General features: G+C 40.8%; 22 protein-coding genes and 1 riboswitch. Of the genes, 6 read left to right on the forward strand and 16 right to left on the reverse strand.

The features are described 5' to 3' along the window. Positions 1-7: 7 nt before the first annotated feature. The 6 genes from NFS43_RS08195 (at position 8) to NFS43_RS08220 (ending at position 6,278) form a co-directional block, all read left to right on the forward strand. A complete protein-coding gene (locus NFS43_RS08195) occupies positions 8-646 on the forward strand; it encodes a response regulator (protein ID WP_251551170.1) in 639 nt (212 codons plus the stop codon). A gap of 1 nt (position 647) precedes the next feature. Continuing rightward, a complete protein-coding gene (locus NFS43_RS08200; RefSeq protein WP_251551171.1) occupies positions 648-1,754 on the forward strand; it encodes a sensor histidine kinase in 1,107 nt (368 codons plus the stop codon). A gap of 116 nt (positions 1,755-1,870) precedes the next feature. Then, positions 1,871-2,797, forward strand: a complete 927-nt coding sequence (locus tag NFS43_RS08205) for an ABC transporter ATP-binding protein (RefSeq protein WP_251551172.1) — start codon at positions 1,871-1,873, stop codon at positions 2,795-2,797. 24 nt (positions 2,798-2,821) lie between these two features. Further along, positions 2,822-3,934, forward strand: coding sequence for an ABC transporter permease (locus NFS43_RS08210; RefSeq protein ID WP_251551173.1), 1,113 nt, complete (start codon positions 2,822-2,824; stop codon positions 3,932-3,934). Further along, a complete protein-coding gene (locus NFS43_RS08215) occupies positions 3,934-5,079 on the forward strand; it encodes an ABC transporter permease (RefSeq protein ID WP_251551174.1) in 1,146 nt (381 codons plus the stop codon). The genes NFS43_RS08210 and NFS43_RS08215 overlap by 1 nt, the downstream gene beginning before the upstream one ends. A gap of 401 nt (positions 5,080-5,480) precedes the next feature. Next, positions 5,481-6,278: an HAD family hydrolase gene (locus tag NFS43_RS08220; RefSeq protein WP_251551175.1), complete on the forward strand. Its 798-nt coding sequence runs from the start codon at positions 5,481-5,483 to the stop codon at positions 6,276-6,278. 79 nt (positions 6,279-6,357) lie between these two features. Here the strand turns inward: NFS43_RS08220 and NFS43_RS08225 are convergent, their stop codons facing one another. The 16 genes from NFS43_RS08225 to NFS43_RS08295 all read right to left on the reverse strand — a co-directional run bounded on the left by NFS43_RS08225 (position 6,358) and on the right by NFS43_RS08295 (position 22,574). After that, positions 6,358-6,816, reverse strand: coding sequence for a GNAT family N-acetyltransferase (locus NFS43_RS08225; RefSeq protein WP_251551176.1), 459 nt, complete (start codon positions 6,814-6,816; stop codon positions 6,358-6,360). Positions 6,817-6,938: 122 nt separating this feature from the next. Next, on the reverse strand, positions 6,939-7,580 hold the full coding sequence (locus NFS43_RS08230; RefSeq protein ID WP_251551177.1) for a GntR family transcriptional regulator: 642 nt from the start codon (positions 7,578-7,580) through the stop codon (positions 6,939-6,941). Positions 7,581-8,222: 642 nt separating this feature from the next. Further along, positions 8,223-9,338 (reverse strand): M20 peptidase aminoacylase family protein, encoded by a 1,116-nt coding sequence (locus tag NFS43_RS08235; RefSeq protein WP_420910310.1) that lies wholly within the window; start codon positions 9,336-9,338, stop codon positions 8,223-8,225. A 505-nt stretch (positions 9,339-9,843) separates the two neighbouring features. Further along, on the reverse strand, positions 9,844-10,572 hold the full coding sequence (gene queE, locus NFS43_RS08240; protein ID WP_251551178.1) for a 7-carboxy-7-deazaguanine synthase QueE: 729 nt from the start codon (positions 10,570-10,572) through the stop codon (positions 9,844-9,846). Continuing rightward, a complete protein-coding gene (gene queD / locus NFS43_RS08245; RefSeq protein ID WP_251551179.1) occupies positions 10,565-11,047 on the reverse strand; it encodes a 6-carboxytetrahydropterin synthase QueD in 483 nt (160 codons plus the stop codon). Before queD ends, queE begins: the two co-directional genes overlap by 8 nt. Before the next feature lie 4 nt (positions 11,048-11,051). Further along, positions 11,052-11,720 carry a 7-cyano-7-deazaguanine synthase QueC gene (gene queC, locus NFS43_RS08250; protein WP_277613917.1) on the reverse strand — a complete coding sequence of 223 codons (669 nt, stop codon included), beginning with the start codon at positions 11,718-11,720 and terminating at the stop codon, positions 11,052-11,054. 48 nt (positions 11,721-11,768) lie between these two features. Further along, positions 11,769-11,811, reverse strand: a riboswitch (PreQ1 riboswitch). 146 nt (positions 11,812-11,957) lie between these two features. Continuing rightward, on the reverse strand, positions 11,958-12,443 hold the full coding sequence (locus NFS43_RS08255; RefSeq protein ID WP_251551181.1) for a carbonic anhydrase: 486 nt from the start codon (positions 12,441-12,443) through the stop codon (positions 11,958-11,960). Positions 12,444-12,498: 55 nt separating this feature from the next. Beyond that, a complete protein-coding gene (locus tag NFS43_RS08260; RefSeq protein ID WP_251551182.1) occupies positions 12,499-12,864 on the reverse strand; it encodes a Na-translocating system protein MpsC family protein in 366 nt (121 codons plus the stop codon). A gap of 93 nt (positions 12,865-12,957) precedes the next feature. Continuing rightward, on the reverse strand, positions 12,958-15,570 hold the full coding sequence (locus tag NFS43_RS08265) for a DUF2309 domain-containing protein (RefSeq protein ID WP_251551183.1): 2,613 nt from the start codon (positions 15,568-15,570) through the stop codon (positions 12,958-12,960). After that, on the reverse strand, positions 15,567-17,102 hold the full coding sequence (locus NFS43_RS08270; protein WP_251551184.1) for an NADH dehydrogenase subunit 5: 1,536 nt from the start codon (positions 17,100-17,102) through the stop codon (positions 15,567-15,569). The genes NFS43_RS08265 and NFS43_RS08270 overlap by 4 nt, the downstream gene beginning before the upstream one ends. Positions 17,103-17,577: 475 nt before the next feature. After that, positions 17,578-18,393: a CPBP family intramembrane glutamic endopeptidase gene (locus NFS43_RS08275; protein WP_251551185.1), complete on the reverse strand. Its 816-nt coding sequence runs from the start codon at positions 18,391-18,393 to the stop codon at positions 17,578-17,580. A gap of 202 nt (positions 18,394-18,595) precedes the next feature. Beyond that, entirely contained in the window at positions 18,596-19,258 is a 663-nt protein-coding gene (locus NFS43_RS08280; RefSeq protein WP_251551186.1) for a response regulator transcription factor, read from the reverse strand. Continuing rightward, a complete protein-coding gene (locus NFS43_RS08285; protein WP_251551187.1) occupies positions 19,255-20,334 on the reverse strand; it encodes a sensor histidine kinase in 1,080 nt (359 codons plus the stop codon). The genes NFS43_RS08280 and NFS43_RS08285 overlap by 4 nt, the downstream gene beginning before the upstream one ends. 160 nt (positions 20,335-20,494) lie before the next feature. Next, positions 20,495-21,655 (reverse strand): sensor histidine kinase, encoded by a 1,161-nt coding sequence (locus tag NFS43_RS08290; RefSeq protein WP_251551188.1) that lies wholly within the window; start codon positions 21,653-21,655, stop codon positions 20,495-20,497. A 123-nt stretch (positions 21,656-21,778) separates the two neighbouring features. Beyond that, on the reverse strand, positions 21,779-21,907 hold the full coding sequence (locus NFS43_RS24360) for a hypothetical protein (protein WP_277613913.1): 129 nt from the start codon (positions 21,905-21,907) through the stop codon (positions 21,779-21,781). A 115-nt stretch (positions 21,908-22,022) separates the two neighbouring features. Next, the gene (locus NFS43_RS08295) at positions 22,023-22,574 is read right to left on the reverse strand and encodes a hypothetical protein (protein WP_251551189.1); all 552 of its coding nucleotides are present in this window, start codon (positions 22,572-22,574) and stop codon (positions 22,023-22,025) included. Between the last annotated feature and the right edge of the window lie 17 nt (positions 22,575-22,591).

Below are 22,591 nucleotides of genomic sequence, written 5' to 3' on the forward strand. Positions count from 1 at the left end.
AGGCCCTATGAAAATAAAAATCCTAATTGCTGATGATAACTCCTTTATTCGGGAAGGAATGAAAATTATCCTGTCCACCTACGAAGAATTTGAAGTAGTAACTACCGTTAACGATGGAAAAGTTGCCGTGGAATATTGTCTGAACCATGAAGTCGACATTGCCTTACTAGATGTCCGAATGCCAAATATGAATGGTGTTGAAGCAACAAAGCATCTAACCGAACAAACGAAGACCAAACCCCTTATTCTGACAACCTTTGACGATGACGAATACATACTTGATGCGATAAAAAACGGAGCAAAAGGGTACTTATTAAAAAATAAGGACCCAGAGGAAATTCGAAATGCGATCCATAGTGTTTATAAAGGCAACAGTATCATCCAGGATGTGATCTTAGAAAAAATCAAGTCGAATCTGACCGGAACAAGACAACCAGAAACCAAGATTGATCTCTCCCAATTTACAGAACGGGAGCAGAACATCCTCGCTTTAATAGCAAAAGGTTATTCCAATAAAGCCATTTCAAAGGAATTGTTTATCTCGGAAGGCACAGTCGCCAACTACATAACCTCTATTTTAAATAAGACTGGGCTTGAGCACCGCACACAAATAGCGATTTACTATTTGACCGGGAAAGTGGATTAAGATGGATTTCTGGATTATCTTTTCAAAGCTCGCCATCCTATTGTTCATCGCCTATACCAGCGTACAAACGGCTACGGGCCATCAGGCCTGGACCGTTTTGGCGCTATTAATCTATGTCTGCATTAACATTGCACAGCATACGTTCAAAAACGACAACTTGAGAAAATGCCTGCAGGGACTATCGATTGTCCTTTCGCTAGGCTCCTATCTCTTTGTCTATCCATTATTTTGTTTAGTTTTACCCTTATCCCTTGTTGAACTGACAGCAAGTTTTTCTTGCAAAAAAGTCATACTATTGTTGATTTCATTACTGCCTATCTTCTATATTCAGGAGATGCTGCGGCCTATTTACGGTTTAACAGCCATCTTTTGTTGGATGCTCTTTTGCATCGTGTCCCATTCCAAAGAAAAATGGACCAAAAATGAAATGCAGTTAGATGGGATGCGTAGACAACTCGAGCAATTAACGAAACGCTTAAATGAAAATACGGAATTTATCCGCCAGTCAGAATACACGTTTCGATTAGAGGAAAGAAATAGGATTTCTCAGGAGATTCATGATAAAATCGGCCATTCAATGACCGGAGCCCTGATACAAATGGAAGCTGCCAAGCGGCTGATCGATACGGATAAGAACAAAGCGGAGGAGCTGCTTCAAAATGCGATCAGCATTTCTAAGGACGGTATCGAAAACATTCGCTTGACACTAAAAAATTTGAAGCCGCCGACAGAACAAATCGGGGTTCACCGTCTAAAACTGTTAATTGATGATTTTGACGCCAAAAACCTCTTTCAAACTATTCTTATTCATGAGGGAAATTTAGATGTGATCACCCCTATTCAATGGAAAATTATCCATGAAAATGTGACAGAGGCTTTAACCAACGCGATGAAGTATTCCAAGGCAACCCAGGTTTCCGTTGGCATTAAGGTATTAAATAAAATCATCCGAGTGGAAATAAAGGACAATGGTATCGGATCGGGACAAGTGACAAAGGGTTTGGGGATCCTTGGTATGGAGGAGAGGACTGCCTCTGTTGATGGTACAATCATTATTGACAGTTCTAACGGATTTTCCGTCACCGTGCTCCTCCCGCTTACCATATGAAATTCTCACCCTCACAAAATGAATATCTTCATATGAAAAGAATGAACGTTTGCACTTATATACCGTTCGTTCTTTTTTTATACTGATAATACACTAGCGATTTAGGAGTGAATGACATGAATGTTTTAGAAATACAAAACCTGACGAAAAAATTCGGCGATTTTATCGCGGTTGATAATATGTCCTTATCCGTTGCTGAAGGAGAAATTTTTGGTTTTCTCGGAACCAATGGTGCCGGAAAAAGTACAACGATCAACATGATTGCAGGCCTATTGCGGAGCAATGATGGCACCATTGAGATTCTTGGAAAAAACAGCCGGTTTGCCAAAATGAACCTCGGCATGGTCCCTCAGGATTTGGCCATCTACGAGGATATGACCGCTTTTGAAAACGTGAAATTCTTTGCCGGTCTTTACGGCCTGCGAGGCAATCTATTAAAGGAACGAGTCGAGGAAGCACTGGAGTTCGTCGGGCTAGAGGATAAACACAAGAGCTATCCAAAAAGTTTTTCAGGCGGAATGAAAAGACGCCTAAATATCGCCTGTTCCATTGCCCACCGCCCAAAGCTGATTATTATGGATGAACCAACAGTTGGGATTGATCCCCAGTCACGAAACTATATTCTCAACTCTGTCCGCAAATTAAACGAAATGGGCTGTACGATCATTTATACCAGCCACTATATGGAGGAAGTAGAAGAAATTTGCACCCGGGTAGCCATCATTGACCATGGAAAAATCATCGCTGAAGGAACCAAGGACCAGCTAAAATCGATTATTACCAATACGAAGGATATATGGATTGAAGTCAGGTCAGCTGAACAGTTGAATTTAGAGTCCGTTAAAGAAATTCATGGTGTAGAAGCCGTTCAATTAGAGGACAACGTTTTAAAAATCAACTCGGACACTGGTGTCAATAATTTAAATAAAATCATTGAGCACCTTATCAATCATCAGATTGAAATCCGGTCTTGTGAAGAAAAAGCGCCTAACTTGGAAACTGTCTTTTTAACCTTAACAGGCAGAAATCTGCGCGACCACTAAACAAACGGAAAGAAGGCTTTTTCAATGAACGTATTCTTGATTGCTTGGAAGGAAATAAAAACATCATTCCGGGATCTCCGGACATTGTTATTTTTAATTGCCTTTCCCATTTTGTTAATGCTTGTACTCGGCACCGCCTTGACAAATGCGTTTTCAACAAGTATTACCGTTGATGAAATGAAGGTTTTATATAAAGATACAACACATGCTGATTATTTTAAACAATTTGTAGAACAAGCAAAGAAATCAGGCATTCAATTTAAGGAAGTATCTGTAAATATAAATGGAAAAAATGAAGTCAAGCAAGGCAAGTATCATGGGTATATTGAAACTGATCCAAATGGAATCCAGCTTTACCTGAATAATAAGACATCGATAGAAGGAAATATCCTGCAAGGAATGCTTTCCGCCTATGTCGATCAATACAATATTGCATCGGTCATCATCAAAACCAATCCCGAAAAGATGGAAGATGCCTTCTCACGTGAGAAACAAGACGATTTTATTAAGGAAACCTCTCTCCTTCCTGGTAAACAGCCCAGTTCTATGGACTACTACGCCATTGCGACAACAACCTTAATCATTCTTTTCGGTTCCTTGAATGCAAGTTCCTTAATCGTTAGTGAAAGAACAAGAAAGACGGCTGACCGTTTGATTGCTTCACCTGTGTCGAAAAGCGAAATCTTTATTGGAAAAGTACTGGGGGGGCTTGTTACCAATATCCTTTGCGTTTTGCTTGTCGTCTTTTTTAGTAAACTCGTTTTCAAAGCGAATTGGGGCGACCATCTAGGATTGGTATTCCTTGTTCTTTTGACTGAGATTGTCTTTGCTGTAAGTCTGGGGATTGGTATCAGCTTTTTAGCAAAAGCAAGCGGCGGTCCGTCCATTATTCTCATGGTGGCGATCCAATTGGCAGGTTTTTTTGGCGGAGCCTATTATAAAATTGATAACGCGGAAGGACTCTATAAGCTGCTAACCGACCTTTCCCCGCTAACTTGGGTCAACTCAAGTATAACCAAAATCATTTATTCACATGACTTTTCGGCTGCTATACCAGCTATAGGTTTCAATCTTGCCGGAGCGATTGTATTTTTACTGGTAGCCGTTATCTCTTTACAAAGACGGGAGGGATTATGATGAAGGATATCCTCTGGTTAATTCAACATACACTTCGGAAAACGTTTAGAAATAAGAAAAATATCATTTTGTATCTCTGTATGCCTTTAATCGGTATCTTCATCGCCCTGTTAGCCCATAGCGATGACCAAACGGTGACCCTCCATGTTGGAATTGTCGATCAGGACAAAGGTGAAATCACGACCGATACGATTCAGTTTTTAAAAGGATTGGAAAACGTTGAAATTTCGATGATAAATGAAGATATGGTTAGTGAGCTGATTTCTTCCGGAAAGCTGGATACCGTCATAACCTTTGAAGCAGGATATGCCGCAAGTATCTACCAAGGCAATCCAGGCCATCTTCGGATTACCTCCATTAAAGGGGACACGGTTAATGCCTATATCAAATCTTATTTACATCAATATATTGATAACCTTGCCACCATTGGATATGCTGCCGGCGGAAATTTGCAAACCTTTGAAACCATGTATAACAACTTTCAACAAATTGATTTTAAGCTTACCACCAATAATTTGGAGGATAGCTCCAGCAGCAAATATATGACCAATCAGACCATCGGTTTTCTTATTTTCATCATGCTTATGTCTGCGACAAACCTATCTGAGATCATTTTGTTAGAAAAAGAACAACGGACCTATTACCGATTGTTATCAACACCGATCAATGCGAGAAAGTATATCCTTTCCAATATCATCGTGAATCTGATCGTAATGATTATGCAAATTCTGGTCACCATTACCATTATGAGAACCCTCTTTCATATCGGAACGAATATCCCATTTTGGCAAATCTTTGTTGTCATGCTGTTGTTTTCTTTCGTTTCGATCGGGCTGTCGCTTGTGATTATTTCTTTCTCAAACAGCCGTGCTTTGGCCTCTGCCTTGCAAAATTTTATTGTCACACCGACGGTTATGCTGTCAGGATGCTTTTGGCCAATTGATGTCATGCCGGAATCTCTGCAAAAAATCGCCGATTTTCTGCCGCAGCGCTGGACGTTAGATACGTTGACCAAGCTGCAGGAAGGAAATTCGTTTGCAAGCTTGTATCTAAATCTGATGATACTAGTTGCCTTTGCCTTAACGTTTTTCTTGATAGCCGTCTACAAATTTAGCAGAAATAACACCACACAGAATTTTATATGATACTCTTCAAAATCGTTTGGAAACGTCTAACTTGCTATTCTTTCACTATTAATAAATAGAAAAGCTTACCTTATTTGGTTAATTATTTCAAGTCAACACGCTATACCAAATATGGGGCTTTTCTATTTATTTTGGAAAACCAAAATATTTTACACTTTTATATTATACTTCTTTTCAATGGTTTCGAAATTTGCCAATGAATCTTTTTCTTTCAAAGCTAAAACCTGAATGATTGAAAAAACCCTCGGGTAATTTTTGGCCAAAGAGGTTATATCTTGGTTGTTTACGTCTACGCTCAAACCCCTTCCCATTAATCTTAATTGAATCTGTACACTGAGTTTACATATCCTTAATATTCAGGTGATATGATGGGTTCACCAACGAATGAGGAGGCAGATAAAATGAATGTGCGTGCAATGTTTATTGATATGGATGGTACACTGCTAAAAGCCTCAAACAAGATTTCCAGCCGAAATATAGAAGCTATTCATATGCTCATCAATCAGGGAACCAAGGTTTTTCTGGCTACCGGCCGGCATTATGAAGTAACCGCCCCTTACCATAAAGAAATTGGATTACGAACCCCGATGATCTGCTTGAATGGTGCCGCTATTCACGATCCAATGACAGGTAAAGCGATCCAAATGAAAACAGTCCATCTGGACGAACAACGCTTCCACGCCCTGACAGCTGATCATGATTACAATGTTATTATTAATACAGCAGATGGGGTTTATTGTAAGGAAACCAATGAAGAAATCGATTATTGGACAAAAGTTGGGCAAATTCCTCCTCGCTTTATTGGTGATTTAAGACAGGCAAATTATCAAGATGTCCTTAAATACAGTGTTCGAACAGGGGCAGCATGCCCGGAGGTTTCCGCATTGTTTAAACAAGAGGCACAAGTCATCGATTGGAATGACGGGTTTGAGTTGATTGCTCCCAATGTATCCAAATGGACCGCCATAAAAAGCTTGATTCGCGCCTATCGAATTAGTCCAAATGAGGTTGTCGCCATTGGGGACGGTCCCAATGACATAGAAATGCTTCGTCAAGCTGGAACTGGTGTGGCAATGGGAAATGCTGGCGAAGAGGTTAAAGCTGCGGCAGACTTTGTTACAGGACACCACGAACAGGATGGATTAGCCGGGTTTATCGAACGGTATCTTCTTGAACCATATAAGTCATATGTGATTTAGGGATTTTTATAAATAAAAAAATGACAGGTGTGATCTGGTTCCATAGATCCATACCTGTCATTTTTCGGGATTGAAGAAATCACTTCAATGCTTTTGTCATAAAAACACTGTTTGGGTCGTCTTTATAGTCTGAAAATGGAGAGCAATATTCAAACCCGAAGCTGGCATACAACCTCCTGGCTGGATCAAATGCATCCATTGAGCCTGTTTCCAAACTTAGCCTTGAATAGCCGCGACGCTTGGCCTCTTCCATGATGTGTTCAAGTATTCGTTTGGCAGCCCCTTTTCTTAAATGTTTGGCCGCTGTTCGCATGGATTTGATTTCGCCATGCTGAAGATCAATTTCTTTCAGCGCGCCGCAGCCAAGCAATTCATTCCCTTCCCATGCACTCCAGAACGTAATCTCTGGTCCTCGCAATTGCTCAAGATTTAGAGCATGGATGCTTTCGGGCGGAGAATTTAATGCCATACCTAAAAGGTGTTCCCTAATCAATTCAGCAATATCAGGTCCTGTTAAATCATCGAGTTTAATATCCATATTAACCATCCTGAAGTTTAGAATATTTAAATACAACAAAACATTTAGGTCTTAAAAAGATGATTTGTTTTTTCAATGCGTGCATTTATTTGTTTTAAAAAGATGAGTCCTTTTTCTTGAATTCAATTATTACGTAAATCCTTTAAAGTATTTTTGTAATGCTCTGAGAATACTTGTTTAATTCTTTCCTCATTCTGTCCTTTCAGAGCCTCTATTAGATAAATATGGTTATCCACCAATTGGTTAATACGGACAGGTACAATATTGGCAACAGTAAGGAACATTGCTCCAACCTGGGTATCGAGCTGCTGATGGAATTTAATTAACCTAGCATTTCCACATTTTGAAACAATTTTTTTATGGAACTCTAAGTCTATTTTTGCCAGATTCTCTAAGTCCTCTTCTAAGGTGAATTTACGAAAGCTTTCCACTAATTCTTCGAGTTCATGATAGTCGGATGGCGTTAACTGTTTTGAAGCCAGTTTAGCAGCCTCGCCTTCAAGTAAAGCCCTCAATGTATAAATTTCAACTTGATCCTGCCGAGATAACGTGGTAACAAAGGTACCTTTGTTAGTTTCATGCTTTATCAACCCTTCATTCTGAAGAAGTCTTAACGCCTCCCGAATTGGACCTCTTGATATATCCATTTTCTCAGCTAATTGGACCTGATTAATTCTTTCACCGGGTTTAAGGGTGCCATTAAAAATCATTTTTCGTATTATACTTGCTACACTATCTGATAAGGTTTGATGATTTAATAACATTCTTTCATAGTATCCCCTTTCAAGGTATTGAGGCTGCCTTGATGTCCGTTCCTAACAGTTGAATCCATCTAACACTATATTTATCATACCAAACATTGCATAAATCGCACTGACATCATCAACCGATTCATTCCTTAAGAAGTCATGAACCAATATAAACCAGACTTCTAAAAGTTTTCGGCTTTAAAAGCCAACTGTATTAGTAAACATCCTATTTTAGACTTTCACTAACTGTTAACAGTCAACTATAAATGAATATTTGAAAATATAATATATTAAAAAAAAGAATTCAGCAAGTAAAATTCTCACTTTTCCGAAAATGCTGGTTAGAAAATCTGACATTAAAAAATCGAAATTCTACAGTGTCCCGTTGTATCGTTGTAATTATAACTGTTGAAGCATCCTGAACTTTTTCAGAAGATGCAGACTCTATTTTCTTGAAGTGGCTTATTCTGTCTGCAGCATAATGACGCTGTGGTTCCGTTATCATGAACAAGGGATTGTACAAAACAAAAACAGCCCAAAATGGACTGCCAATTCATTTTTATCCGCATGATTTAGGATAATAGTCGGGTTTACCCTCCTGGCTGACTGTTACCATTATTGAGTTTTAGTTTTTCGAACCTGACCGTCTGCATGTCCTTACACCTCTTCACCATGAAGAAGCAATATTTCATTAAAAATGTTGATTCCATTAAACAATGAGTCAACTTCAAAATGCATGTAAGGATGATGAAGACCTGGCTGCAAATCACATCCTAATCCGATCATAGTTGCTTTTAACTGAGGCTTATTCACTTTATAAAAGTGAAAATCGTCGCCCCCTGAAGTGATAACGGCCGGTGCTAATTTATCTTCCCCTAAAACCGTTTCAATCGCCTTCGCCGCCAATTCCTCGGCCCCTTCACTTGACTCCGCTGCCACAATTCCATAATCATTGGTAATCTCAATATCTGTTTGGTAAATGTCTTTTGCATGTTCAATAATCTGAAGAACCTGCTTATGCATTTCATCCATAAGTTGGTTTGTTTGGGCTCTCATATCAATGGCCAATGACGCTTTTCCAGGAATAATATTCGTATTTTTACCACCTGCGATAAACCGGGTTACCTTCGCAGAGTGTGGAATATTGGGGTTAAAATACAAGGAATGAATCGTATTGATCAAATAGGTGCCAATTTCAATGGCATTATGGGTTAAATGAGGCCGGGCGCCATGCGCATCCTCCCCATTAATCTCAAACTCTATGGACCGGGTTGCACTGTGGACAATCGAAGGTGAAGCAAAACCAGTCCGCATTTCCTCTATTGGACGGAGGTGAATGCCATATAAGTAATCAACGTCATCCACAACTCCCTTTTCGACCATTTTTAACGCACCTGCTCCCACTTCTTCTGCTGGCTGGAAAATAAACCGGACACCGATTTGCTTTTTCAATTCTTCATTTTGATGAAGGCTCCATAATACGCCTAATACCATGGTCATATGAGCATCGTGTCCGCATGAGTGATTGGCTTGCATTTTTCCATGCACTTCTTGGAACAAAGCATCCATATCCGCACGGATGGCAATAACGGGCCGATTGCCGCTAAAGTTTCCGATATCACCGATGACACCGGTGCAATCATCAAAGGTGGTGACTCGCAGGCATCCTGCATCTTTTAGGATTTGTGCCACATATTTCGTCGTCTCTTTCTCTTCCCAACTGAGTTCTGGGTTTTGATGAAGGTATTGAAACGTTTCATAGATTTTTTTCATAAAGGTTTGATTTAAAGTTTGCGTTTGTATCCCCACTTCACACATCCCCTTCTATATTTCATGCAGTACTTGCTGATTGGATTGAATCTGTTCTCCGATACTCCAGTTTATGTTTCCAGGCACTAGAAGGATATCCCTTCATCATGCTTTCCGAAGAATTGTCCTGCTTCAGTTCCTGACATCTGATAATCATGCATAATACTTTAACACTATTTTAATATTACAAATATTTAAAAATTGTCTTAATTATAGGGAATGATTTCTAATATTTCAATACAAAAAGAGAAAAAGATTTGTTTTTTAGAAAATTATACGTCTGATATTCTTCATTCATTCTATTTAAAATATGGCGCACCTAAAACGATATGGGAGGATACGTTCTCGAGTGACATCCTTTCTCACCTAGCCATCAAATGGTAACCCGGGGTTCGAAAATAGCGGTATTGTGTGGAATTAGACATCATTTTCCCCCCAAAAAAAAAAAATGTTGGCTGCCCAACATTTTTTACACTCCCCGCTTATTTCCCCAGATAAAGGTATGCAGCTGAGGCAGTATTTTGATATTGTTCAAATCATGATCCTGCATGGCTTTATTGATAAGCCATTCATACTTAGAAAGCAGCTGCTGCAGCAATTGCTGATTATCAGTCGTTTTGCTGTCATCATTGCCGGCTTGCAGGAAAAACGGAACATCGGGATAACGCAAATGAATGGTTTTGGCATATTGATAGTCTTGATCGTCAAATACCACAACCTTCAAGCTTACATGATGAGAGGGGTCCGTTTCCTTGAGCCTGTCAACGATTCGGTCTAAAACGGTAAGATCCGTCATCATCCCAGAGCTTGGTGCCTTTGGGGAAATGGTTAATTCATCAATCTCCAAAAACCAATCCTGCCATTTGCTTCCCTGCGTTTCTAATCCAGTTTTAATATTTTTTTCTTTTAAAAGATCAATCAAGCAACGAAGATTTTTGATTAATGCAGGATTCCCGCCAGAGATAGTAACAAAAGAAAATCCATCTCCTCCTAGTGAAACAAGTTCCTGCCAGATTTCTTCTGCATTCATTTGCTTAATCAAATCTTTTCCTGAACCGTCCCACGTAAAAGAAGAATCGCACCATGAGCATGAATAGTCACAGCCGGCAGTCCGGACAAACATGGTTTTTTGCCCGATTACCATTCCTTCCCCTTGGATTGTTGGTCCAAATATTTCCATCACTGGTATTTTACTCAACTTCCATCCACTCCCGTCTTGCTTCGGCATAGCTGGTTGGCGTTTCGTATAAACGAACAAACTCTACGCGTGCACCGTTGTATGGCTGCTGCTTTTCCTCATTTTGCAAGGATTCCTGCATCTTCTCATAGATCCAGACCACCATGTTTTCAGCTGTTGTATTCATCGGCGGCAGGGTTTCATTTAAATATCGATGATCAAGAAAAATTTCAATTTCATTTTTCCAGATCTCTTTAATTTCACCAAAATCGATCATTAAACCGCGGTCATCCACATAACCGCTGATTCCAAAAATTACTTTATACGTGTGGCCATGGAGGTTTTTGCATTTGCCCCCATAGCAATGCAAATGATGGGCCGCATCAAACGTGAATTCCTTGCTCACGAGGACGCGTTTGTTATGGTATTTAAGCTGGCTGCGATTGATATCTTCGTCGATTTTTTGGAGTTTGTCCACGATTCGAAAGCCGTACATGGGTTTATAACTCCTCTCTTAATCTTAAATATTGATCAAGGCCGCGTTTTCTTAAATGACAAGCAGGGCATTCACCGCAGCCATCGGCAATGATCCCGTTATAACAAGTTAAGGTTTTTTCTCTGACAAAATCTAATGCGTTCAGTTCATCGGCCATTTGCCAGGTTTCCGCTTTATTCAGCCACATTAACGGTGTGTGAATGACAAATTCCTTGTCCATCGACAGGTTTAATGTGACATTTAACGATTTGATAAAAATATCACGGCAATCCGGATAGCCGCTGAAGTCTGTTTCACAAACGCCTGTCACGATATGTTTGGCACCTATTTGGCTGGCCAAAACACCTGCAAATGAGATGAACAGCAGATTTCGTCCTGGAACAAACGTTGAGGGCAGTTCTCCTTCCGCTCCTTTTTTCACCTCGATGTCATCACGGGTTAAGGCATTCGGAGCCAGCTGGTTTAATAACGACATGTCTAAAATGTGGTGTCTGATGCCAAGTTCTTTGGCAATATTTTTGGCACATTCGATTTCCAGGCTGTGCCTTTGATTGTAATTAAAGGTCACTGCTTCGACTTCGGCAAATTGCTTAAGTGCCCAAAATAAGCAGGTAGTGCTGTCCTGACCGCCGCTGAATACGACAACCGCTTTTTCTTGTTTCATGTTGAATATCTCCTTTGTAAACAGAAAAAACAGGCCTACTAAAGAAAGCAGACCTGTTTTTCCTTAGTTTTTTAAAGAGGGTAGCTAGAACCTCTACCGCCGTTCAGCGGATTTCTTATTGAGTTATATGAACATATAAAACGATTCTACAATTTTTTATTTGATTTGTCGATACATTTTGGCCGTTTTAGAAATTCCTAAGGATAAACTTTACCTTCTCCGGCACCAGAGCATTTAGAGCATTTCTCAAAGAACGGCCAATTTTGATTGATTTTCGATTTTTAATTCTGTCACTTTTACGTTCGAAGGCATCAACGGATGGTTTCGAATGACCTCTGCACTAGTTTGCCTTCTGGCATCTGAGGCTTCGTTGCCCTCCAGCCATTCTCTTATGCTGCTTTTCGGGTACACTGGCATGCTATTTTTAAACAGATAATCCAACGTTTGAATTTTCTCTTGCAATTCTTTATTGCCATAGATTTGATTAAGAGTCTCTCTTGGGGTCTTTCGCTTCTCTTTTGGAACAGCAACGAATATTTCTTCCACCTTTTCCCGGTAAACAGCCAGGATGATGTCCCGCATGATATCACTGAAAGGGGAAAATTCTGGTCCATAAGATTGCAAGACTAATAGTTGATCGTGATGAAGAATGCCCAGCTTTTTCATAATGTTCTCCGGACTTTGCTCCATTCCCATCACCAGCAGTACTTTTTTCTTTTCGTCCCTATTCATTACGTTCACTCCATTTTTGAATTGAATTCCGTTCTCAATCGGACTCTTCCAGTTGTTAAGAAAATTTTTTCTGCAAATCTCCTGAGAGTTTAAAGACCATGACTCTTTCACCGGTTTGAGTGCTTAAATCGGTATGAAAACTGATGACTTCCTCGCCTGTGATGGAAAGGATTATTTGCTTTAATTCTTCCTGACCTGATTCCACCAAGCTGTTTCGCGTTGTTTTTATCGATAACAGCCCCTCTTTATCCCTGCATAAGGCATATTCAGCAGGGGTTAATATGCCGCACAATGTAACGATGATCATGTCCCGTAAAATATCCGTCTTAACGGAAACGGACCCGCGGCCCAGATAATTTTTTTCCCAATGCGTTAATGTTTTGCTAATTTCAGCCTCAAGCGCGCCTTTTGACTTCTCCATATTGGTTCTATCCCTTCTCTACAATAAACTGGCTCTATTCCTTTTTACCCAATTATAGTACCAGCAAAAATTATTTGCTGCATCGGGAGCTCGTTACGGCCAGCTTTTCCAATTTCCTTCCGGATCAATGGATGCAAGCCGAAGCCACCCGTTTTGGACCTTTTGTTTAAAGGCCGGATCCTGATTCAACAGCCGTTCTACATACTCTGTTGGCGCTTGGATGACCACCAACAGTCTGATGGGTGCATGATAGAGTGTGTGATCCGATTGCATGACCGACTGCCATGGGAGTCCCGTTAATAAATCACTGCCATTCCCCTGCATCACTCCGATTCCGGCCGTCACGGTCTGTGTTGCTTTATTGCCGCTGCCATAAAAATGAGGCGCTACCGAAGAGGCGTAATATTGCAGGTTTATCCATTGAGAAACCGTTGCCGGCCCTGCGATTATTCCAGCGAGCAGAGCGCCATTTTTATCCTTTATCCAGTTGTAATTATGGAGAAAAACTCTACCCTCCAGATCGCACGCCTCTGTCAAACTTCGTTCCCCGATGATAAACGCCGCATTCCCTGCCAGCCCCCATTCCGGACGGATCTCACTCCAGTCCTCTGAAAGACGCTGTGCTTCCATTTTAGGATGCTTAATTTTGGTTTTGAGATTGGGCAATTTCGAAATCCGCTCGGTGTTAGCCTCTTCACTCACCTTTGGCAGCACGGCCTGAATGCGGGTCAAGGCTTCCTCAGCCTGATCCGAGAGCTTTGGCAAATACACCCAATGCAGTTCATCCAGCGTAGTAATATGCTCTGCCGCCGCAAAAACGGTGTCTTCCGGAATCAAAATCCCCTCTGCTTTAAGTGCCAGCCGTACATGGGGAAGATTGCATAATTCAGCCAGGACACGTGCATTAAAGGCGCTTGAGGCCCCGCCGCATGCCCCGCAATCGATGGAGGCTGCATACGGGTTATTAACGCTGCGGCTACCATGCCCGCAGATCACTACGAAAGGTGCGAAATGATCGGTGAGTCCAATCGTCTTTAAAGCCTGCTTTGCATATTGGATTTTCTCATCCTCTGAAAAACCGATCGGCAATTCTGTTTCAGGATGCTCCGTTCGGTCAAGCGATAGTTCCACATCAGGCTTCATCATCCATGTATCAATCAGCTTCCTGAACGTACGGCCGGCACCTCTTGGCAAAAAGGTCCGTGCCAATGTCTGCATGCTCAGCCAGGGTCCGCTTACCTCCGGGAGCAAAAGACTCGCCAGCAGGTTGTGTTTCATCGTTTTGAAGGTGCCCTTCAATGAATGGACTGTCTGCAGCCGTTCGTGAAAGGATTTGTATTGGAAATCAGGCAAGTATTCCATTACCTTGAATTGTGGTTTCGACATGACTGGCAAGGAAGGATGGCTATGGTGATGATCGAGTTTGCAGGTTTCAATCGGCAAACCAAAGAACCCTGCTGCCCCAAAGGTTTCAAAACCGCCTATCTGCTCCAATTTTCGGCGGAATGGCTCTGAGCGCACATCGATGCAAAAAACGAATTGTGCAATAGAAGGCATTTTAGGCTCAGCGGCCAGCTGCTGCACCAAAACGATTTTTTCCCTTAATTGTTTTTCATATGTTTTTTCCCATGCTTCGAGCCATAGTCGATTGCGGACCATCTTATCAAACTGCCAGGCAAGATTCAAACGTGCTTTTTGTTCCGCAGCAGGCAATTGATACCATCCATTTATCGGGAGGTTCCCCCAATGGAGCCAGGCTGCAATGAATGGTTCTAAAAGCTCTTGCTCTTCTCTTCTTTGTTTGGGCAAAGGGAGAAAAGGCTTCAACAATACCAGCTCCATTGAAATCCTAACTGCCAAGTAGTCCATCAGCAAGGAGCGATTCTTTGTCTGCTGCTCCGTACGCCACAGCATCATCCCTGCCCATCCTGGCAGGGCTAGCAAATGAGCTTCAAGATATTCTCGTGTCTCTGAATGGGAAATTTCTAATTGAGATAATGCCGCTTTTAAAGCCATGTCCGCTTCATTCGGCAAATTTTTTATCTGTGTACGTGCCTCTAGCTTTAAAGCTGGGTCTAAGGAAGCCAGCTGCCGCCATGCCTGATAGAAACCATTTTCGCGATTAGGCATCGGCCAAACGGCCTGGGATTCATCCAGAAACAATTTGCACCATTTAATCATGTGGCGGTTAAGATCCTTTAATGCCCACTCGCCGCCGATTTGTTCGAAACGCTGGCAAACGGGTTTCACGGATGGTCTTGCCTTTAGATGGGACTTCAAGCCACTCAATTTATTTGCCAATCTTTTCACATCAGGAAGTGTGATCAAATCATTCGGCGGCGGGTTTTCCATAAGTGCTGCCCGGCAAAAGGGCTCCACCGCTGTTCGCGGCAGTTCAAAAGAATGCTGCCCAAGCCAATTCTGCAGCCCTTCATCTAAAAATTTTCCATCGATTTCTCCTCGATTCCGTGCCGATTGCAAGACTGATTCATTCGGAAATAGCTCGATATCACATAAATCTTTAAACTGGCGTGCAATCTGTTCAAAGGTTTCCTGTTCCAATCCTGACCAGGGACTGCGCGCCGCAAACTGGCGAATCGGGCCAAGCGGTGCAATGACGCTGCTGGCTGCTTTTACTAAATCCTGAAGATCCAGCTCTTCAACAGCTTTTTCCCAAATCAAGGTTTCAGCTAATGTCGTTGTCATCTTAATGACCTCCTATAGGACAAGGATTTTGACAAATAGGTTGGATGGCTTTCCACTGCATCCTTGTGTGGCTCACCCAAATAGACCAGCCAAAGATAAAGGACTGTAAATACTTTTGAGGGCCGCTTTGGTGCCAGACAGAATCCAATGGCGCTGCCCCCCAGCAAGATAACCAGGACCCAGATGAGACCAGGTGCAGGCGGCTGGTTGCCAGATAGAACCGTTTCATGCAGCAGACTGTCTATAGCTATATGGATGAATTTAAACATGAATGCTGCTCCGCCTAGGATGGCCAAGCCTGCTAATCTGCCAATTCTGCCGCTTCCAAAGGCAACCAGTCCACTCCATGCGAATAGGACGGACCAAGCTAAGATGAGGGTGCTGATGATGGGATAGCCCTCTCCGCCAGAGGCGAGCCAATAGCCAATACCGGCAGCAAGGCCCAGCATCCCTCCTATGATCACCCACAAATAGGGAAATCGACGATCCTTGAAGGCAGCTGTCTCCCTGTACTGGATGGCGGATCCAGCCTGCAGGAATAAGCTCGCTTTAAACAATCCATGCAAGAGGGCATGAATAATCGCTGCTATATAGGCTCCTAAGGCACACTGAATCAACATAAATCCCATTTGGGCAATGGTGGAGCCGACCAGCTGCCGTTTATAGTCGACATGGACCAGCATCATCCCAGTCCCCAGCAGGATGGAAAAGCCAGACAAAATGACCAATATCATCTGTACAGCCTCACCGCTAATAAGCGGTGCAAAACGAGTAAACATAAGTCCCCCTGCATTAACGATACCGGCATGCATGACGGCTGAAACAGGCGTCGGAGCCACTACCGAGTCCAACAGCCAACGTTGGAAAGGAAACTGGGCAGCCGGAATCATCATCGAGACAATCAATAAGAGGTTCATACCGGTTCTCTCCCATGAAGCAAGTTGAGCAAGATTGTTTTTTTCAAGAACGAGTGAGAGCTGCCACTCTCCTGCCGCTTGTGCAATCCAAATGACAGCCGCCAGCAGGATCAGCCAACTGATTAAAAATTGCTGCCCTGTAAACGCAGCTGCCTTTCTGGCTGCCGCCCACTCCTTATTTAATCGGATAAGCCAAGTAAGTCCCAAAAGGGTCACTCCCCAACAGGCCAACAAAAGGCGAAGATCGTTAGATAGCCAGGTAAGGGTGTCAGCAAATGTCGTGAGCGTCAATAATGTAAAATATTTTCGGTAAAAACGGTCACCGAATAAATAACGGACAGAATAGCGCTGCACAATCAATCCGATTGTTAGAACGAAAAGGGCCAGGAGCCAAGACAGCGGGTCAAATCGCCAAGGGCCCGCCATCACACTTCGATTGCTTGAGAGTACCCCGCATAAGGCGACAATTGGAGGCAGCGAAATGATGCCAATGTGATACCGAACAAAAGATAAGGGAACCTTTTTGAAAAGGAATAAAATGGCGCTTGCCATAGATACGGCAAGAACGGTTAAAAATGCAGCTGGCAATGAAATGAACTCAAGATAATGGGACATTCTATCTCTCCCCCATAGATTTTCAAACTATGAATCTTTGTGGTTGGTAAAAACAAAAAAACCGGCAACTCTAAAGTTAATGGTCCTGTTAAAACCATTAAGCTTTGAAGATTGCCGGTTTACCTTTAACTGCCACATCGGGCTTTTAAATAGTCTACCTTTATCGTATGTAATTTAAGAATGCAATTAGATAAGATTTCTAGTTTCAAAAGGGTTCCTTTTTCATCAAGTCAATAGGAGCTATTAACTTTCTGCTAAAGGTTCTGCTTTTAAAGAAATCATTTATTATTATCACGTACTAAATGTTACTATTTATGAAACATACTGTCAAGTTCCCTTTATCTTAAGTTTCCTAGAAAGGATGTTAGACTGTCATTAACTAGTTAACTATTGCAGATTCCCGAAGGAATAGAATGGTACCAGATATGCCAAATGACAGTCGACAGAAGAGTCTGCTTGCTATTTTAGTGCTCCTTTATGACGAATAGACTTGACGATTTGTGATGACTTTACCGGTCTTTTTTCTATAAAATATTTTTGTCAAAATAATCATGCAAAGAGAAAAGGCAATAATACTGATCAAATTGTATATACCTAAATCTCCTGAATATTTTAGAATGGCAATATCACTGTTTCCGATGAGATGGGTATTTGTGAAGTTGAAAATAAAATGAGTAAACGTACTTGGAAGCAGCGAACCGCTCTTTAAATAGATTGTTAAGAATACGCAGCTCATCCCCATTAAAATGATGTTACTCAGCAGATCATACCCTTTGAAAATATGAAAAATCATAAATATCAAACTCGTCATGACATACAACTTCTTGGTTGAAAGGAAGTTTAAATTGGCAACAAAGTATCCTCTAAATAAGAACTCCTCATAAAAAGCGGCTGCCAGCCAAGAAACCATGACCAATAAAAAAGAAAGATAAAAGTCTAGTTTAGAAAATGCCTCCATGTTCAGTTCGGGTGATATGATTCCTTGATTAGCGGCGAAAACCACAACCAATGCGAAAATCGTCAATGTTGTCAAAATGGCAGCAACCGAGAACAAGAAATCCTTGCGAACTAACGTAAAACCAATCGAGCGGACTGGTTTTCGATCCACTAATTTATAGAATAAAATGGTGGTTAACGCTGGAATTCCACTAACTACCACTCCCATTAACCCAAACATTTTTAGGTCAGGTGTGTCGAGATACTTAAACAAGCCTAACGGGAAAAGCAATAAATAATTGAGAACAAAATTGATGACACATATACTCGCGATCTGAATAAACCCTTTTTTCATTTTCATCATCCTTTTCAATTTTTTACAGTTCCCATTCTAGCTATAAAAGGTAATAGCCATAAGTGACATGCGGATAAATAAAGTCACAACCTTCTTTTATCGAAAAATTACTTTGGGACGTGACCAAATCAAAAAAAGAGGATGCCCCTAAATTTTTAGGGACACCCTCTTTTGATTATGAATTTTGGCAGAAAACTAAATATCACTTAATGATCTTTTCATCGATGGCTTTCGTGATGGCGGATGTCCGATTCTTGACATCTAATTTAGAATAAATATTGGAAATATAGTTTTTGACAGTGCCCAAGGATAAATACATTCTTTCAGCGATTGCCTTATTGGAGAGTCCTTGGGCTACATATTTTAAAACCTTTAATTCCTGTTTATTTAAATCATAAGTGTTCAACACGGTTGAAGTGGTGACTCCTGCCCCTTCTTTTACCGCAACAGCATGGAGCGATTGAAAAACTTCTTTTGCTAACTCTTGCGGGATTAGGGACCCGCCATGATAAACCATCTTTATTCCATTTATTAAAAATTGCGGATTGACTGCTTTTAAAATATAGCCCTCAGCACCAGCATTTAAGGCATTCAACACATATGTAATGTCTTGAAAGGTAGTCAAAATAATCACTTTAATATGCGGCATGCGTTTTTTTATTTCCTCTGTCGCCTTTACTCCATCCATCACAGGCATTTGAATATCCATAAGGACAACTTCGGGATTTTCTTTTTCACATAATTCAATAGCTTCTTCTCCATTCGAAGCCATACCGATGATCTTGATGTCGGACATGCTCTCTAAAAGGATCTTTAGACTCTTGCGTATCAGTTCCTGGTCCTCCACAATGATGGTTCTGATCATTTATTTGCCACTTCCTTCCCAAGAGGAATCAAACAATGAATTTCCATTCCTTCATTTACTTTAGATCTAATCGTCAATGAACCATTTACTGAGATTAATCGGTCCTTCATGGTCTGTAATCCAAAACCAGGCTGAACGGAGTCGGTTCCCACCCCATTATCTTTGATTTGCAGCATAAAAAATTCCTTATCATAGCACGTTTTAACAACTATTTGAGTGGCCTGGCCATGTCTTTTTGCATTCGTTAACCCTTCTTGCAAGCAGCGAATAAGGGTATTCTTCATCCCCTTTTCCAATTCTCTTTCGGTTCCTTCCATTTGAAAAACAACGTTCGTTCCTGTATGCTTGATAAACTCATCAATGATCTGATGAAAGGAATGGGATAAAGGCTGCTGTGGTTCAGATGGGGTTATCTGATGGATGGTTTGTCTTACATCATCCAATCCCTTTCTGGCAAGATCACAAACTTCCTTTATGGTGTTTTCAGCCTCTTCCATACTTGCATTCATGAGGAAAGGCAGTGCATCCAAACTAGTGATAACAGATGTGAAAATATGGCCAACCGTGTCATGCAAGTCTTGTGATACCCGATTCCTTTCTTCCATGATGGTAAGTTCTTCGATTTTCCTAGAGTATTGATCCAGTGCTTTATTTTTCTCTTGAATGGAGGCTGCTAATCTTTTCATATCATGGTTGGCTGACGTAATCCTCCCTAGGCAGAACCCAATCACATAGAATAGAGACGTATTAATGAATACAGCCGGGAGCTGTTCATTAAATTGGCCCCCTAACCAGGTTCCAGCTAGGAAAATGAAAAAACTTGCCACCATGCCAATCCAGATGAACGGCTTCCGTTGACAGGCATAAGCAGTCATAATAAAAGGCACATACAGGAAATCATATACACCCATTATATGGTAATGGTTTATCATGAACAAGAACATACTCCCCGACAACACCGTATCTATCATAAAAAAAACTACCAGATTCATATAACCTGGCCGATAAATGACCAGCGGGGCTAAGTAAATCAGGACAAACCAAGCAAATAGGATCCATTTATTTGTTGTATCCATCGTCGCACTCAAGACCCAACTGGCATTATAAAAAATCCAAAGCGTTCTCATAAAAAAAAGTAAAGTATCCAACCAATTCCATTTTCTTTGATCTAAGCTCATCCCCACCCTATCACCTTCTCCCCTCTTTCAAGCAAACGCTGCCAGAAACTTCAATCTGCTATTTTGCTAAAGGAACGGAGCACCCTATTTTGGTACCACTATTCACCTTTGATTCAATTGCAAACGTCCCGCCAAGTGAATGGATTCTTTCCTTTATGGTCTGTAAACCGAAGCCAAGATTATGTGGATCAAAGCCAAGCCCATTATCCTGAATGAAAAGGCGGATTGCCTCCTCTTCAAACGAAAGCTTAACTTTTATTTCCGCTGCCTGCCCGTGTCTGATTGCATTTGTCAGTCCTTCCTGTAAACAGCGAATTAATGTATATTTGATTCTCTCTCCAGGAACTCTTTCAGAACCTCTTATCTGAAAATCAACTTGTGTTTCCGTATTCTTTAAAAAATCTTCCATTACTTCATGAAAAGATTGAATCAAAGTCTGACGATTTTCAATAGGCGACATTTGATGAATGGTTTTTCTAACATCATATAATCCTTCCCTGGCAAGCTCCGAAATTTCCTTAATGACGTTTTCTGCTCCTTCCCGGTTTGTTTTCATAAAGGAAGGAAGCTCATCCAAATTCGTGACAACCGATGTTAAGATGTGATCCACTGTATGATCTAACTCTTGTGAAATTCGGTTTCTTTCTTCTACAATCGTCAGTTCTTCAATTATTCTAGAATATTGTTCTAACATTTTATTTTTTTCTTGGATCGATTCGATTAATTTTTTCTCCTTATTATTGACGACTGTTACTCTTCCTAAGCAAAACCCGATCAAATAGCAAAAGGTTGTATAAATGAAAACATCAAGGAAGTTTTCTGTAAACTGATCCCCTGCCCATGTGCCAATAACAAAATTCAGCAAGCTCAATAATGGCGCTATCCATATCAATGGTCTGAGTTGGGCGGCATACCCGATCATGATACTGGGCAAAAAAATGAAATTATAAACATCTATGGAATGATAGCGGTACATCAGAAAAAGAAACATGCAGCTAGTTAACAACCATTCTGCTAAATAATAATGAAGTACATTTATGGAGCCCGGCCGATAAAATAATAACGGCACAAGGTAAATGGCCATAAAAGCGAAAAATAATATCCATTTAAATATCAAACCATTTGAGATACTTAAGAATGAATAAGCATTGTAAAATATCCATAAAGTACGAAACAAGAACAAGATCGTATCCAGCCAATACCATTTTCTTTGATCCAAAGCTAGCTGCACCTAAAATCAGCTTCTTTCATTTTAGTTATTTTTTTCTCTCTATCAAAATAACATAAATTGATTCTCCTTGGAAAAAAGATTTAATGGAGGAAGAAAATAGAAACGATGCACTTACATTAAGATTTCCTTTTCTTCCTGAAGAGATAGATCACAGCCATTATAAAAATAATGGGCAGCATCAGATAAAATGCCCCCAAATTTAAAAAATGATATAAAAGTGCTTTTAATAACGTCATTCATTTTTTCCTCCTAAAAAAGAACTTGGACTAGTTTTCCAAGCTCCTAAAGTCATCAAATCGCAGTTATGCGGCAGCATCCTGCTATTTATTTTCTGAAATGCTCCACGGCGCCTAACTTAACTGCCAAATAAACTGAATTCAAAATCATCTGAAACAGTGTTCATGATTTTTTTTATATCAGAAATATCTGCTGTTTCATTTTCTGCCTTTTCCCGAATGTTTAACAGAATTTTTTCTTTTTTGTTCAGCTGGTTCATCGCTAGTTTTTTTGCCGCTTTACCAATTAGGGTGCCGTCCTCATCTTTAAATTGTTCGATTTCCTCTATTAATTGTTCCAAGTTCTTAACGATCAATTTTTGATCTTCAGCTGTTAGTGTTTCTTGATCCTTAAGCAGCTCCATTGTTTCTTTCGTCTCTTCAAAGGACAGCCCTAGCTCTTCGGCGGCTGTGGCAAGCTGTTCTTCTTTTAAAGACCCAGTATCAATCTCAACGGAACAACCCGTCAATAAACAGATAAGCATCAATGATAAAATCCCATATTTTTTCATATATTTCCCTGCCTTTAAGATATTTTTCTTTACCCCTAAAGAGTAATCCAGAAAAGTCATATTCCATAGTGTCTGAAGGTCATATGTTAAGTCATTATTTGCATCATCACTTAATGTCATTGACTAATTTAACCAAT

Source organism: Neobacillus muris (genome assembly GCF_943193175.1).
Taxonomy (GTDB): Bacteria; Bacillota; Bacilli; order Bacillales; family Cytobacillaceae; genus Neobacillus; species Neobacillus muris.

Bases quoted from the DNA above. Each gene is read 5' to 3' on its own strand.
- NFS43_RS08195 (WP_251551170.1), top strand. From the start codon at position 8: ATGAAAATAAAAATCCTAATTGCTGATGATAACTCCTTTATTCGGGAA.
- NFS43_RS08200 (WP_251551171.1), top strand. From the start codon at position 648: ATGGATTTCTGGATTATCTTTTCAAAGCTCGCCATCCTATTGTTCATC.
- NFS43_RS08205 (WP_251551172.1), top strand. From the start codon at position 1,871: ATGAATGTTTTAGAAATACAAAACCTGACGAAAAAATTCGGCGATTTT.
- NFS43_RS08210 (WP_251551173.1), top strand. From the start codon at position 2,822: ATGAACGTATTCTTGATTGCTTGGAAGGAAATAAAAACATCATTCCGG.
- NFS43_RS08215 (WP_251551174.1), top strand. From the start codon at position 3,934: ATGAAGGATATCCTCTGGTTAATTCAACATACACTTCGGAAAACGTTT.
- NFS43_RS08220 (WP_251551175.1), top strand. From the start codon at position 5,481: ATGAATGTGCGTGCAATGTTTATTGATATGGATGGTACACTGCTAAAA.
- NFS43_RS08225 (WP_251551176.1), bottom strand. From the start codon at position 6,816: ATGGATATTAAACTCGATGATTTAACAGGACCTGATATTGCTGAATTG.
- NFS43_RS08230 (WP_251551177.1), bottom strand. From the start codon at position 7,580: ATGTTATTAAATCATCAAACCTTATCAGATAGTGTAGCAAGTATAATA.
- NFS43_RS08235 (WP_420910310.1), bottom strand. From the start codon at position 9,338: ATGAAAAAAATCTATGAAACGTTTCAATACCTTCATCAAAACCCAGAA.
- queD (WP_251551179.1), bottom strand. From the start codon at position 11,047: ATGTACGGCTTTCGAATCGTGGACAAACTCCAAAAAATCGACGAAGAT.
- NFS43_RS08255 (WP_251551181.1), bottom strand. From the start codon at position 12,443: ATGAATAGGGACGAAAAGAAAAAAGTACTGCTGGTGATGGGAATGGAG.
- NFS43_RS08260 (WP_251551182.1), bottom strand. From the start codon at position 12,864: ATGGAGAAGTCAAAAGGCGCGCTTGAGGCTGAAATTAGCAAAACATTA.
- NFS43_RS08265 (WP_251551183.1), bottom strand. From the start codon at position 15,570: ATGACAACGACATTAGCTGAAACCTTGATTTGGGAAAAAGCTGTTGAA.
- NFS43_RS08270 (WP_251551184.1), bottom strand. From the start codon at position 17,102: ATGTCCCATTATCTTGAGTTCATTTCATTGCCAGCTGCATTTTTAACC.
- NFS43_RS08275 (WP_251551185.1), bottom strand. From the start codon at position 18,393: ATGAAAAAAGGGTTTATTCAGATCGCGAGTATATGTGTCATCAATTTT.
- NFS43_RS08280 (WP_251551186.1), bottom strand. From the start codon at position 19,258: ATGATCAGAACCATCATTGTGGAGGACCAGGAACTGATACGCAAGAGT.
- NFS43_RS08285 (WP_251551187.1), bottom strand. From the start codon at position 20,334: ATGGATACAACAAATAAATGGATCCTATTTGCTTGGTTTGTCCTGATT.
- NFS43_RS24360 (WP_277613913.1), bottom strand. From the start codon at position 21,907: ATGAATGACGTTATTAAAAGCACTTTTATATCATTTTTTAAATTTGGG.
- NFS43_RS08295 (WP_251551189.1), bottom strand. From the start codon at position 22,574: ATGACATTAAGTGATGATGCAAATAATGACTTAACATATGACCTTCAG.